Annotated in this window: 15 protein-coding genes and 1 tRNA gene; 9 read left to right on the plus strand and 7 right to left on the minus strand. The window is 61.4% G+C overall.

The features are described 5' to 3' along the window. Positions 1-4: 4 nt before the first annotated feature. Together CKW40_RS12785 and CKW40_RS12790 are read right to left on the minus strand one after the other, a co-directional pair. Entirely contained in the window at positions 5-403 is a 399-nt protein-coding gene (locus tag CKW40_RS12785) for a rhodanese-like domain-containing protein (protein ID WP_095200211.1), read from the minus strand. 58 nt (positions 404-461) lie between these two features. Beyond that, positions 462-1,076 carry a TetR/AcrR family transcriptional regulator gene (locus tag CKW40_RS12790; protein ID WP_095200212.1) on the minus strand — a complete coding sequence of 205 codons (615 nt, stop codon included), beginning with the start codon at positions 1,074-1,076 and terminating at the stop codon, positions 462-464. A gap of 115 nt (positions 1,077-1,191) precedes the next feature. Between CKW40_RS12790 and CKW40_RS12795 the strand changes: the two genes are divergently transcribed. Both CKW40_RS12795 and CKW40_RS12800 read left to right on the plus strand, forming a co-directional pair. Further along, positions 1,192-1,938 carry a 3-oxoacyl-ACP reductase family protein gene (locus CKW40_RS12795; RefSeq protein ID WP_095200326.1) on the plus strand — a complete coding sequence of 249 codons (747 nt, stop codon included), beginning with the start codon at positions 1,192-1,194 and terminating at the stop codon, positions 1,936-1,938. A gap of 209 nt (positions 1,939-2,147) precedes the next feature. Then, complete coding sequence (locus CKW40_RS12800) at positions 2,148-4,034, plus strand: L,D-transpeptidase family protein (protein ID WP_095200213.1); 1,887 nt, start codon at positions 2,148-2,150, stop codon at positions 4,032-4,034. A 4-nt stretch (positions 4,035-4,038) separates the two neighbouring features. Here CKW40_RS12800 and CKW40_RS12805 read toward each other — a convergent pair whose 3' ends face one another. The 3 genes from CKW40_RS12805 to CKW40_RS12815 form a co-directional block, all read right to left on the minus strand. Beyond that, complete coding sequence (locus CKW40_RS12805; RefSeq protein WP_179297946.1) at positions 4,039-4,524, minus strand: hypothetical protein; 486 nt, start codon at positions 4,522-4,524, stop codon at positions 4,039-4,041. 114 nt (positions 4,525-4,638) lie between these two features. Further along, entirely contained in the window at positions 4,639-5,373 is a 735-nt protein-coding gene (locus CKW40_RS12810; protein ID WP_244571169.1) for a lysozyme inhibitor LprI family protein, read from the minus strand. 155 nt (positions 5,374-5,528) lie between these two features. Beyond that, positions 5,529-5,786 (minus strand): PepSY domain-containing protein, encoded by a 258-nt coding sequence (locus tag CKW40_RS12815; protein ID WP_095200215.1) that lies wholly within the window; start codon positions 5,784-5,786, stop codon positions 5,529-5,531. On the opposite strand from CKW40_RS12815, the gene CKW40_RS12820 reads away from it, so the two are divergent. The 4 genes from CKW40_RS12820 (at position 5,785) to CKW40_RS42870 (ending at position 8,323) form a co-directional block, all read left to right on the plus strand. Then, positions 5,785-6,243, plus strand: a complete 459-nt coding sequence (locus tag CKW40_RS12820) for a hypothetical protein (protein WP_095200216.1) — start codon at positions 5,785-5,787, stop codon at positions 6,241-6,243. The genes CKW40_RS12815 and CKW40_RS12820 overlap by 2 nt on opposite strands. Positions 6,244-6,421: 178 nt before the next feature. Beyond that, positions 6,422-7,171 carry a DUF5677 domain-containing protein gene (locus CKW40_RS12825; RefSeq protein ID WP_095200217.1) on the plus strand — a complete coding sequence of 250 codons (750 nt, stop codon included), beginning with the start codon at positions 6,422-6,424 and terminating at the stop codon, positions 7,169-7,171. Between the two features lie 55 nt (positions 7,172-7,226). Beyond that, the gene (locus CKW40_RS12830) at positions 7,227-7,898 is read left to right on the plus strand and encodes a hypothetical protein (protein ID WP_095200218.1); all 672 of its coding nucleotides are present in this window, start codon (positions 7,227-7,229) and stop codon (positions 7,896-7,898) included. Between the two features lie 152 nt (positions 7,899-8,050). Then, positions 8,051-8,323 (plus strand): hypothetical protein, encoded by a 273-nt coding sequence (locus CKW40_RS42870; RefSeq protein ID WP_179297934.1) that lies wholly within the window; start codon positions 8,051-8,053, stop codon positions 8,321-8,323. 247 nt (positions 8,324-8,570) lie between these two features. Here CKW40_RS42870 and CKW40_RS12835 read toward each other — a convergent pair. Further along, positions 8,571-8,645, minus strand: a tRNA-Val gene (locus tag CKW40_RS12835). Between the two features lie 140 nt (positions 8,646-8,785). After that, positions 8,786-9,469 (minus strand): phosphoglycolate phosphatase, encoded by a 684-nt coding sequence (locus tag CKW40_RS12840; RefSeq protein WP_095200219.1) that lies wholly within the window; start codon positions 9,467-9,469, stop codon positions 8,786-8,788. Positions 9,470-9,709: 240 nt separating this feature from the next. On the opposite strand from CKW40_RS12840, the gene rpiA reads away from it, so the two are divergent. From rpiA to gor, 3 genes are all read left to right on the plus strand, one after another. Beyond that, a complete protein-coding gene (rpiA, locus tag CKW40_RS12845) occupies positions 9,710-10,441 on the plus strand; it encodes a ribose-5-phosphate isomerase RpiA (RefSeq protein ID WP_095200220.1) in 732 nt (243 codons plus the stop codon). Further along, the gene (locus CKW40_RS12850) at positions 10,428-11,054 is read left to right on the plus strand and encodes a DUF2059 domain-containing protein (protein ID WP_095200221.1); all 627 of its coding nucleotides are present in this window, start codon (positions 10,428-10,430) and stop codon (positions 11,052-11,054) included. The genes rpiA and CKW40_RS12850 overlap by 14 nt, the downstream gene beginning before the upstream one ends. 121 nt (positions 11,055-11,175) lie before the next feature. Then, a complete protein-coding gene (gor, locus tag CKW40_RS12855) occupies positions 11,176-12,564 on the plus strand; it encodes a glutathione-disulfide reductase (protein ID WP_095200222.1) in 1,389 nt (462 codons plus the stop codon). Positions 12,565-12,570: the final 6 nt, after the last annotated feature.

Below are 12,570 nucleotides of genomic sequence, written 5' to 3' on the forward strand. Positions count from 1 at the left end.
GCAGTCAGGCTTTCTTCTTCTCGCCGGGCTCGACGGGCAGTCCGGCCGCCTTCCAGGCGGTGTAGCCGCCAAGGATGTGCTTGACCGGGGCAAGTCCCATGTCCTGCGCCGTCTTGGTGGCGAGCGCCGAGCGCCAGCCGCCGGCGCAGAAGAAAACGAAGCTCTTGCCCGAGGCGAAGAACGGCTTGTGATAGGGGCTTTCGGGATCGATCCAGAACTCCAGCATGCCGCGAGTGACATGCTTTGCGCCGGGTATTTTCCCATCGCGCTCTACTTCGCGCGGATCACGCAGGTCGACGAAGATGGTGTCCTCGTCCTCGAGCAGTCCTGCCGCTTCTTCAGGCGAAACCACTTCGATCTCGGCGTTGGCCTCATCCAGCAGTTCGCGATACCCCTTCTTCACAGGCCTGTTTCCTCCCAACCGCGCATATCTGAATTTCCACCACAACGGCCAGCGTTTGTCACGCTCTGTCCGGGCCTGCCAGCGTTTGCCAGGCAGCCATCGCGCCGGTGACGGTCGCCATCAGCGCGGTGCACGAAGCGCCGTCGCGCGCCTGGATGGACATGCCGTGCTGCACCGTGGCGTAGAAGGTCGCCACGGCACCGCAGTCGAAGTCGGCAGGCAATTCACCCTCGGCCACGCCGCGCTCCAGGCGCTTGCGCAAGGCCGTGAGGTTTTCGGCGCGGCGGCGGCGCAAATCCGTGCAGATGGCACCGCTGCTTGAGTCCTCATGCAGTGCGCCCAGCGCAATCAGGCAGCCTTGCGGGCGATCGGTTTGCGAATAGGCCCTGGCTGTCTGCCGCAGGAAGTTCTCCATCGCCAGGCATGCTGTCGATGCCTTGTCCAAGGCGGCCCAGATCTCGGTCCCTTCGGCTTGCGTATAGTATTCGGTCGCTTCCAGGAACAGCGCCTCCTTGCTGCCGAAGGCGGCGTAGAGGCTGGGCGAATTGATAGCCATCGCCGCGGTCAGCTCGGCGACCGACGTGCCCTCATAGCCCTTGGCCCAGAACAGCTCCATCGCGCGCCGCAAAGCCGCGGTTCGATCGAAGGTGCGGGGACGGCCTCTTTCCGACATGTTCTTCTTTTCTGTGTTGATCGATACATAAATGAGTTGACGCGGCTGGACAAGCCTGACAGGTATTTATGTATCAATCACTACATAAATGGAGAAACCATAAATGGAGAAACCAATGTCTTCCAGAAATTTGAACGGCAAAGTGGCGCTCGTCACCGGTGGCAGCCGCGGCATCGGAGCGGCGATCGCGCGAAGGCTCGCGACTGACGGCGCCGATGTCGCCCTGACCTATGTGCATGGCGAGGAGCAGGCCCGCTCGGTCGTGGCCGAGATAGAGACCAAGGGCGGCCGCGCCGTCGCGATCAAAGCCGACAACCGCGATGCCGAGGCGATAGACAAGGCCGTCGATGACGCCGTCGCGGCATTCGGACGGCTCGATATCCTGGTCAACAGTGCCGGCATCTGGCGCGCGGCACCCATCGACACATTGTCGTTAGCCGACTTCGACGAGACCATGTCGGTCAATCTGAGAGCCCCGTTCATCGCCTCGAAGGCGGCGGCAAGGCACTTGGGCGAGGGCGGCAGGATCATCTCGATCGGCAGCAATCTCGCCGAACGCGTCACCGACGCCAGCCTCGGCGCCTATTCCACCAGCAAGGCGGCGCTGGTCGGTTTGACCAAGGCTCTCGCACGTGACCTCGGTCCGCGCGGCATCACCGCCAATGTCGTCCATCCCGGCTCGACCGACACCGACATGAACCCGGCGGACGGACCGCATGCCGAACACCAACGCCAGAAGATGGCAACGCCGCGATTCGGCAAGGCCGACGACATCGCCGGCATGGTTGCCTGGCTTGCCGGCCCGGAGGGACGTTTTGTCACCGGCGCCGCATTGACCATCGATGGTGGTGCCAACGCCTGATTTTCATGGAGTGCTTGGGCTGGAGCGAAACACCCGCGCTCCAGCCGTCACGATGTTGTGAAACCGTTCTGCAACAGGCTTTCCGAAATTTATGAAAGCTTAACGAAATCGGTATGAATCGGTATAGTCGCGCCTTACATCCGCCATGCGGTGGGCGAGACGGTCTTGCGTGCGGAACGGGAACCGGTTGCGGCCGGAGCGGGTGATCCATGAAATTTCTCGGTAAAAAAGCAACCGCGATGCCGCTTGTGGCGATCGCGGTAACGCTCGCCCTGGGTGCGCCTCAGGCCGGCGCCCAAGGGCTGTTCGACATGCTGTTTGGCGGCGGCATCAGGCATGAGCCGCAGGGCGAGTTTCCGCCTCCGCCCCCAAAGCACAGACCCAAGGCCCCGGCCGGTGGCGGTGGTGGTGGCGTGAAGATCAGCGGCCCATCCTACTACACCTACAAGGCCGACAAACTTGTGCGCGTCGACTTCTCGGCGTTGACCGCGGCACCGCAGCCCGCGGCGGCGCAGGACGCCGCGTTCGTTCCATCGGCCACCGGAGCCGCTTTCCACGACGCAATTGCCAGCTTGAGCGACTACGAGCTCTATGCCGAACCCGATATCGCCAAGGCGCTGATCGCCTACTATTCGGCCAATCCGGACTTCATCTGGTTGAACGGCACCAGCCTCAACAGCCGCGCCCAGGATGCGGTGCGGGTGCTGGGCGAGGCCGCAAGCTATGGGCTCACGCCCGCCGACTACACGGTCGATGTGCCGGCCGCCAATTCAGCCTCAACGGACGACGCGGCCAAGCTCAGGGAACTCGTGCGCTTCGAGATGGCGCTGTCGGCGCGCGTCTTGCGCTACGCCCATGATGCCCAGAACGGCCGCGTCGAGCCCAACCGGATGACCGGCTACTATGATTTCCCGGCCAAGCCGCTCGACATGGTCGGCGTGCTGAAGACGCTGGCCCATACGCAGGAAGTGCGCACTTACCTCGAATCGCGGCATCCGCAGAATGCGGAATATCAGGCGCTGCGCGTCGAGCTGGAAGCGCTGCAGGCCAGTGCCGAGAACGAAATCGTCGTCGATCCCAAGCTGCTGCTGAAGCCGGGCGAGACCAGCCCCGAACTGCCGAAACTGCTGTCGCTGATCGCGCGCAATCTCGATGACGACGTGGGCGGCACCTATGGCGAGCTGCTGTCGCGGCTGGCGACCAGCGAGGTTTATGTCCCCGAGCTGGTGCCGCTCATCAAGGCGGTGCAGGTGAAGGAAGGCATGAAGGGCGACGGCGTCATCGGTCCGCGCACCGTCGCCTTGCTGGCCGGCACGTCGAAGGCCGACAAGCTGCTCAAGGTGCAGGTGGCGCTGGAGGAACTGCGCTGGCTGCCCTCCGATCTCGGCAGCCCACGTGTCTTCATCAACCAGCCGGCGTTCACCGCCAGCTACATCGACAATGGCGAGGAGAAGCTGAAGACGCGCGTCGTCGTCGGCCGGGTCACCAACCAGACGGCTTTCTTCTACGACCAGATCAAGCAGGTCGACTTCCACCCCTATTGGGGCGTGCCGCAGTCGATCATCGTCAACGAGATGCTGCCCAGATTGCGCAGCGATCCCGGCTATCTCGATCGCGCCGGTTACGAGGTGACGGATTCGCGCGGCAAGCGCATTCCGTCGTCGGCGGTCAATTGGGGCGCTTATGGCGCCAACATTCCCTACAGCGTGCGCCAGCAGCCGAGCGAGGCCAATGCGCTGGGCGAACTGAAGATCCTGTTCCCCAACAAGCACGCGATCTACATGCACGACACGCCGCAGAAATCATTCTTCAAGCAGGATATGCGTGCGCTCAGCCATGGCTGTGTGCGCCTGCAGGATCCGCGCGGCATGGCAGCGGCGGTGCTCGGCACCTCGGTCGACTACATCGCCGAGAAGCTGAAGCACGGACATTCGACCGAAGATGTGACGCGCAAGATCCCGGTCTATGTCGCTTACTTCACCGCATGGCCCGACATGTCCGGCAAGGTCGAGTATTTCAGCGACGTCTACGACCGTGACTCGCGGCTGAAGCAGGCCCTGGATGCGACCGAGGCGGTGCGTTCGCCGTCGAGCTGATCGTTTAGAATTGCTGCGACAACGGGCGGCGGAAACCCGCCTCCCGGCCGGCGATCAGCCAGTAGATCAATCCGGCGACGAGGCCTGCGGCAGCAATGATGCCGATGTCGGCCCATCGCTCCGGATCCATGTCCTCCGCCGGAACCGGCCAGATCAGGAAGAAGCCGCCGGCGGCGGCAGCGGCGCCGAACACCATATGCATCAAAAAATTGCGCAATGAGAAGAACTCGGCGATCAGCGCGAAGATCAGCGTCTGCAGCCCGGTCACGATAATCGTCAGGAAATAGACGAACATGCCGAGCGGCGGCACCACCAAGGCCGCGATCGGGCTGACGCCCATGATGTCGAAATAGGCCGGCGCGTTGGGCAGGGAACTGAGCGCGGCATAGATCGCCACGACAGCGACCAGGCCGACCAATACGGCGACCAGATAGCCGGCCAGCATCATCAGGATGCGCTTCATTACATACTTCGCCGTCGCCATGCCCATCCCCCCATGCGGCGCAGTCAACCGTTCCAATCAGCCATCAAAGACGATCCGGCGCAAGGGCAGGCATAGAGCCGGCCGCTTTGGCAGGCTTCGTGGATCGCGACGCAGGATCGATCAGGCGCCGCCGCACAGATGCTCGGAGTCCGGCAGGGCCCAGCTGCCCTTGGCGACGAGGTCCAGCGAATAATAGACCCGGCCACGGTCGTCATCCCTAGGGCAGTCCCTGGGAATCGCGATCAGACACATGACGACCGGCTCGCCGACCTTCGAGGCGGCCAGGCCAGGCTCGCGATCATAGGAGACCGCCCCGCCGCCATTGGTGAAGGTGGCGGCGCTGCCGGCATCGGGCGGGGCGGTTTCCAGCGGGTCGTCGCCAAGCCGCGTGGTCAGCGTCTTGATGTGGGTGGACGCGCATTGCCCGACCGCGGAGGGCAGGGGCTGATCCTTGTTGCCGGGGTTCTTCGCGGCGGCATCCAGCGCCTTCTTGCCGATCAGCGCGATGTTGTAGTCCTGCACCCAGGACGGCGCATTGCCATAGGTCTGCAATGCGTTGTTCAGCGCGCTGACGATGCAGGCGGTATCGCTCTTGCAGGCATTGCGGTCAGCGATCAGCCCGCGGGCGATCTTGCGCTTGTCGCCGCCGAAGGCCGGCTCGAACCCCTTGTAGGCCTTGGCCACCAGCTGATCGATGGCCGACAACTGCGGGTCGGCGCAGATCGCCTTCTCCGCCGGCAGGCTTGCCTTGGCGCAGTCGAAGGATGGCCCGTCTGCGCGTGCCGAAGGTGCCGCAAGCATGCTGCCGGCCAGAATGATGGCAAGCACAAGCACGGTTCGAACGGAAAATCGCATGACTGCCCCCCAAGCCCACAGGATTGCCCAAGGCGCTGCCCCGCGCCATGACGTGCATATCACACGCCAAGGATGGACAATTTACGGCAATCAGATTGGCCATCGAGGCACGTGGTGAAAACGGGCAGGCCCGTCGAATCGTCTGCCTGCGGCTTTTACTTGGGCTCGGCCGTCACCGGATCATAGGTGATTTCGACCTTTGCCTTGTCCGACGTGTAGTAGGTGACGACATAGGCGTCCTTGTCCCAGTCGACCTCTTTCACGTAGCGAAAGCCGTCGCGCTGCTCGACCTTGGCGAGGATTTCCGACAGCTTCTTGGCATTGGGCGGCGGCAGAGGCGCTTCATCCGCGGCAAAGGCCGGCCCGGCGGCGAGAAGAACGGCGACGCTGGTCACCAGCAGCAATCTGGACATGGCTTTCCCTCAAGTTTCGGTCGACAGAAACTCGCTGGCGCTCTGGTTTGTTCCGCAGCTGGAATGCGGGACCATTCAGTCCATCGATTTGCAGTCACCCGGAAGGAAAAACATCCGCCAAAAAACCACGATGCACCGCTTCAATATCGTGGCCATAGTGCTGGCGGTTCATTTGGGGGTCCATATGCGCACGCGTCACGTCGTCATGGTTGCATTGTCAGTACTTTCCATCCCGGCCGTTTCCATGCCCGTGCCGAAAGCCAGGGCGCTGGAACCCGAACGCTACACGGTCTACTGCGCCGATGACCGCATCGAAGTGTCGTTCTGGGACCTCGAGCAGATGAAGGTGCGGAATGGCTCCAACGTCTGCCAGTTCCAGAGCTACACGAGCTACAGCAGCGCCTTGAATTTCGCCCAGAAGAATTTTGGTGGGGAAGGGGCGAGCTGTAGTTGTTAGTTGTGCCGGCTTGGTGTGCGGCGTTCAGATCGACGTCCTCGGCTTGTCCCACGGCACCTCCAAGCTAACCAAGATTGGTACAGCGAAGCCGCGAGAGCAGTGAATTACTGCGACTGAACGGAAAGCATTTTTAGAGGAGGCGCCGCTGATAGGGCGCCGCTATCGGGGGGCGAAGTACATGTATCAGCTGTTAAAAGAACAGCTTGCCGCAACAATTGAAGCGCTCAAGGTAACCGAATTCAATCGCGGCAATGCGATTCAGCGCCTGATTATGGCGCTTTACGCCACTATCATCGAGCAGATCGACAGCGCCGTGACGCTCATAGACTCTGGCCGCACCGCAGGCGTTGAGGCCATTTTGCGCACATGCCTGGAGGCTCATGTCGACCTGTTGAACTTAGCATCCGATCCCGTCTACGTAGATCAGATGCAGGCTCACTATCATTACCAATTCAAATTGGTCTGTCAGGAAGCCATGAAGGGCACCAATCCCTTCTTGGCGAGTATCGAAAGCGATGCACCCGCTCGATACGAGGAACATAAGAGGGAGCTCGAGCGCCTAGGTAGACCACTGACCATTCAAACACGGTTCGAGATGGCTGGTTTGAACGACCTCTATTATTCCATATACAATAGCCTTTGCTGCGAAGCTCATAACAACATGCGCTCTCTCATGGACCGTCATTTCATTAACAACGGAACCGAGGAGACGCCTGTGTTCCAGATCGCAATCTTCAACGACATGGAGAAGGTTGACTTTGATGCCGCCATTGATGGCTTCCTATCCATTTTGACGGGGTCCAATCGTACAATTCACCACTACCTCAATTCCGGCCAACTTGACCGACTCGAGATATTTGCCGAGCGCCGTGCCGCTATGTCACCAAAAGAGGAGCAGACAGTGGCGAAAGGCCCTCCCGAAGCTTAGCTTCCGTCCAATAGGTAGCCTTTCGGTATCGAGAACATCCGTTAGAGGATTTGCAATGTCTGCGAATGTCGTGAGCGAAGGGTCTAATAGTGTGCCCGTTGCGTTTTCGGATTCAGCTGCCAGCGAGAGGCTAGTCGATATAGCGTCAGCATCCGCCGATATCGGCCTTGATGCAGCCATTACATCGGGTGCTCTGGACGGTGTTCCGTTCTTTGGTGCCATCACCGGCATAGCGCGAGCTGGGATCGCTATTCGCGACTACCTCTTTCTAAAGAAGGTAGCGGCCTTCCTCGAAACGTTTGATAAGACCCCACTTGAGAAACGAAGAGCATTCGTCGCTGACTTAGAGAAAAATGGTAAGAAAGCCGAGTTTGGCGAGCAAATTCTGCTGCTAGTTGACCGAATGGAAGATGTGGAAAAGCCTGCGATCGTAGCCCGTTTGATAGCAGCCGCCGCGATGGGACATCTACCTCTCGGCAAAGCACTCCGTGTGGCCAAGATCGTCGATAGGGCGTTTGTTGAAGACCTTAAGACCCTGCCTAGGTTTCAGGCCGGGTCCCCGACAAATCGACTTGTGGCCGATGCCCTCTTTTCCGTCGGCCTGCTGACAGGCAATGGTTTGGCCATGTTCGAGGGTGACGATACCGATCGAAGTGGGACCACTTATCATCTTAATGAGTATGGACAGATATTGGTTCGCTATGGTCTCCAGGTCGAAGCCTCTTAACGGGTAGCCAAGGAGGCGACGACGCCTTTCCGGCCCAGCCCCGGCAACCCGAGGGCCGTGAACGCTGCCGAGACATCAAAAGAGACCGCGGAGACGGTCAATGCCTAGATCGATAATGCGCTCGATGAGATACAGCGCCGCGAGGTACGCGGTTGGCTTCCATTCGGGCGGAATGGATGGTGGCGGCTTCTTTGTGGTGGGCTTGGGCATCGGCAGAGTTCTCCATTAAAAATTTCATGGAGAATCATTCGCTTGCCGATTTCTTATTGGTGGCGGTTTTCGTGACTCTGCTGCAAGGGGGTCTCGAAGCGGTTTTTGATAAGACTTTGAATCTTATATTCTTTTCGGCTTTCGCTCCTGCCAATATTCAGGTTCGAAATCGCGCCGCACCAATAATTTACGGACGACCATCCGTAAGCGCTTGAATCTTCTATCCTATTTGAGACAAGCGCGTGTGGATGGGTGTGGAAATGTGGCACAATTTGTCAGCGCCCGTCGCTGCGCGACCCCCACTCCGCCCCACCCAATGGGGCGCAGTGGAGAAACCTGGTAGCGTCGAGTTCATCCGGCCAAGATTCTGTATTTGGAGCCGAGGTTTCGGGTTACGCCCCAGTGCCAGTTTTCGAAGGCTTTGGCAGAAGCCAATTCATCCAACATAATCAGGAAGGAAAATGGTGGGCGATGCAGGGATTGAACCTGCGACCCCACCCGTGTGAAGGGTGTGCTCTCCCGCTGAGCTAATCGCCCGCTCGTTGCCCGAAGGCCAAGCGAGCCGCGATATAAGGGAGGCCGGCCGGTTAAGTCAAGGCGCTGTCTGGCGTTCTTGTAGAGATCGGATTCTGCGCCATTTCGGGGCCGTCCCGACGGAATTTCTCGTCGCTTTCCGTTTAGTGTCCCGCAGCGCTGATCAGCTTATCCGCCAGATCCACGGTCAGCGCGTCGAAATGCGAAATCACCGCCGAGGGTTCGAATTCGCGGACATGCCGGTCGGTGTAGCCAAAATCGACGGCCACCACCGGAATGCCAGCGGCCTTGGCGGTGTCGATGTCGGTTTGCGAATCGCCGACCATCAGAGCGCGGTGCGGATCGCCGCCGGCCAGCTTGATGGTCTCGGTCAGGTGGCGCGGGTCGGGCTTGCGGAAGGCGAACGTGTCCTGGCCGGCGATGGCGGCGAAATGCCTGGTCAGGCCGAGCGCTTCGATCAGCGCCAGCGAGTTGGCTTCGTATTTGTTGGTGCAGATGGCCAGGAGATAGCCCGCCTTCTCGAAACGCGCGATCGCTTCAATGACACCGGGGTAGGGGCGGGATTTGCCGGGAATGTTGTCGGTGTAGTGATCGAGGAACAGTTTTAGCAGCCGGTCGTGCTCGGCGACGTCAAGCGAGCGCTGCTGGGCGGCATGCGCCCGCTCGATCATAACGCGTCCGCCATGGCCGACGAAGCGCCTGAAGCCGGCCTCGTCGACGGCTGCGAGTTCGCTGGCGGCCAAGCTGTGGTTGAGGCTGTCGAGCAGGTCCGGCGCCGTATCAACCAGCGTTCCGTCGAGGTCGAACACGATGATCGGGCGAGTCATGATCCATCCTGCGCAGGTTTGTGCATCGGCAGGCGATAGCGGCTGCGGCTCGTCAAGGCAAGCAGAGCGGTGGACAGGCGCCCAAGGGCTTTGACCACGGTCAAAGGCTTTGACCACGGTCAAGGGCTTTGACCCGACCGGCGAAAATGCTAGGAGCCCGAAACACTCAGTTTCATGCATGTCGTTTCCCCAAAACCGAGGTCACTTTTGGGCGACATGCATAAGGGGGCAGCAAGCGGCATGGATGCAAGACAGTTGAAGGTCGAGGCCGCGCGGGCCGCCCTTGCCCATGTCACCGATGGCATGCGGCTCGGCATCGGCACCGGCACCACGGCGGAGGAATTCGTACGGCTGCTCGCCGACAAGGTCGCCACCGGCATGACCGTCATCGGTGTGCCGACTTCGGAGCGCACCGCAGCACTTTGCCGCGAGCTTGGCGTGCCATTGTCGACACTGGAGGAAACGCCCGAGCTCGATCTCACCGTCGACGGCGCCGATGAGGTCGACCCGGAACTGACCCTGATCAAGGGCGGCGGCGGCGCGCTGCTGCGCGAGAAGATCGTGGCCGCGGCCTCGCAGCGCATGATCGTCATCGCCGACCGCTCGAAGATGGTCGAGACGCTCGGCCGGTTTCCGCTGCCGATCGAAGTCAATCAGTTCGGCCTGCGCGCCACGGAGATCGCGGTGGCCGCGGCGGCTGCAAATCTCGGCCTTTCCGGTCCGATTACATTGAGGATGACGGGAGGCCAGGCTTTTGTTACAGACGGCGGCCATTTTATCCTCGATGCATCTTTTGGCCGCATTCCGGATACAAGAGCGCTTTCGAATGCTCTCCATGCCATTCCGGGCGTGGTCGAGCATGGTCTTTTCATCGGGCTGGCGTCAGCGGCCATCATCGCCGGCGGCGACGGCATCCAAACCGTCCATGCCGCCCGAAAACCAGGGAGTTCTACCGATCATGATGTTGCATAACCGGGTTCGCGGCCTTTGCGTCGTTCTGGCGGCTTCGGCCGTTTTCGCCCTGTCGTCGCCGGCGTTTTCGCAGGACGTCACCGAATCGCACCTGAAGGCCGCCCGGGCGGCGGTCGCGGCGATCCATGCGACCGACCCGTTCGACAACATCCTGCCGCAGGCGGCCGCAGCGCTCGAATCGCAGCTGATCCAGAAGAACCCGGACATGCAGGAACTGATCGGCAAGACGATCAGCGAGAAGGCGATGGCATTGGCCGCGCGCCGCGCCGATCTCGAGAAGGAAGCCGCCCTTGCCTATGCGAAGGTGTTTTCCGAAAAGGACCTCAACGACATCGCGGCCTTCTACAGCTCCGACGCCGGCAAGAAGCTGCTCGACAGCGGGCCGACCGTGACACGTGATTTGGTCAAGGCAGCCGACATCTGGCAGAACGGCGTCGCCCGCGATCTCGCCCAGCAGGTCGGCGAAACGCTGGCAGCGGCTGCCAAGGCCGCGGCACCGGCTGCGCCCGCGCCAGCGCCCGCTGATGGTGCCGCTCCGGCCGACGATGCGGCTCCGGCGGATGGCGCCGCGCCCGCCGACGGTTCGGCGCCTGCCGACGGCACGCAGAACTGATTTCATTTTTCGAGGCGGCGTAGCTGCCTCTGGACCAGAAAGCCCGGCTTTGTCCGGGCTTTTCTTTTGGCGTTTTGCATCCTACCTCTGGCTTGAACTTTCCCTCTCCAGGAGTCCCATCATGGCCGGTTACGACTACGATCTCTTCGTCATCGGCGGCGGCTCGGGCGGGGTGAGGGCGGCGCGCGTCGCCGCGGCACTCGGCAAGCGCGTCGGCATCGCCGAGGAATACCGTTTTGGCGGCACCTGCGTCATCCGCGGCTGCGTGCCGAAGAAGCTCTATGTCTACGCTTCGCAGTTCCCGGAGCATTTTGCCGACGCAGCGGGCTATGGCTGGACGGTGCCGGAAGCCAGTTTCGACTGGCGCACACTGGTCGCCAACAAGGATCGCGAGATCAGCCGGCTGGAGGCGATCTACAAGAAGAATGTCGAGGGCGCCGGCGGCGAGGCTTTCCATTCGCGGGCGATGATCGTCGACCCGCATGTGATCCATCTTCTGGGCGAGGACCGCACCGTCACCGCCGACCAGATTCTGATCGCCACCGGCGGCCGTCCGGCGGCGCATCCAGCACTGCCCGGCCACGAACACTGCATCTTCTCCAACGAGGCTTTCGACCTCAAGGAGCTGCCGAAGGCGATCATGATCGAGGGCGGCGGCTACATCGCCGTCGAGTTTGCCAACATCTTCCACGGTCTCGGCGTCGACACCACGCTGGTCTATCGCGGCAAGGAGATCCTCAGCCGTTTCGACATGGATCTGCGCCGCACGCTGCACGAGACCATGGAAAAGAAGGGAATCAAGATCCTCTGCCATGCGGTGAGCGAAGAGGTGCGCAAGCGGCCGGACGGCCGGCTCGACGCCGTTCTGACCAGCGGCCAAACGCTGACGGTTGACCAGGTCATGCTGGCCATCGGGCGTATTCCCAACACCGAGAATATGGGCCTGGAAGGCATCGGCATCGAGATGACCCCGGCCGGCGCGGTCAAGGTCGACGACTATTCCCGCACCAACATCGACAACATCTGGGCGATCGGCGACGTCACCAACCGCGTGCAGCTGACACCGGTGGCGATCCACGAAGCGATGTGCTTCGTCGAGACGGCATTCAAGAGCAACCCGACCGCGCCCGACCACGAAACGATCGCGACCGCCGTCTTCTCGCAACCGGAAATCGGCACGGTCGGCCTGTCGGAAGATGAGGCCGTCAAGCGTTTCGCCGATATCGAGATCTACCGCGCCAGCTTCCGGCCGATGCGGCATACGCTGTCCGGCCGCGACGAGAAGATGCTGATCAAGCTGGTGGTCGATGGCGCCTCTCGCAAAGTGCTCGGCGCCCATATATTGGGGCCGGATGCCGGCGAAATGGCGCAGCTGCTCGGCATTCCGCTGAAGGCCGGCCTGACCAAGGATGATTTCGACCGCACAATGGCCGTGCACCCGACCGCCGCGGAAGAACTCGTCACCATGTACAAGCCGACCTACCGCGTGAAGGACGGCCAGCGCGTCTGACTTTTC

Origin of the sequence: Mesorhizobium carmichaelinearum, from assembly GCF_900199455.1 — a bacterium.
GTDB classification, from domain to species: domain Bacteria; phylum Pseudomonadota; class Alphaproteobacteria; order Rhizobiales; family Rhizobiaceae; genus Mesorhizobium; species Mesorhizobium carmichaelinearum.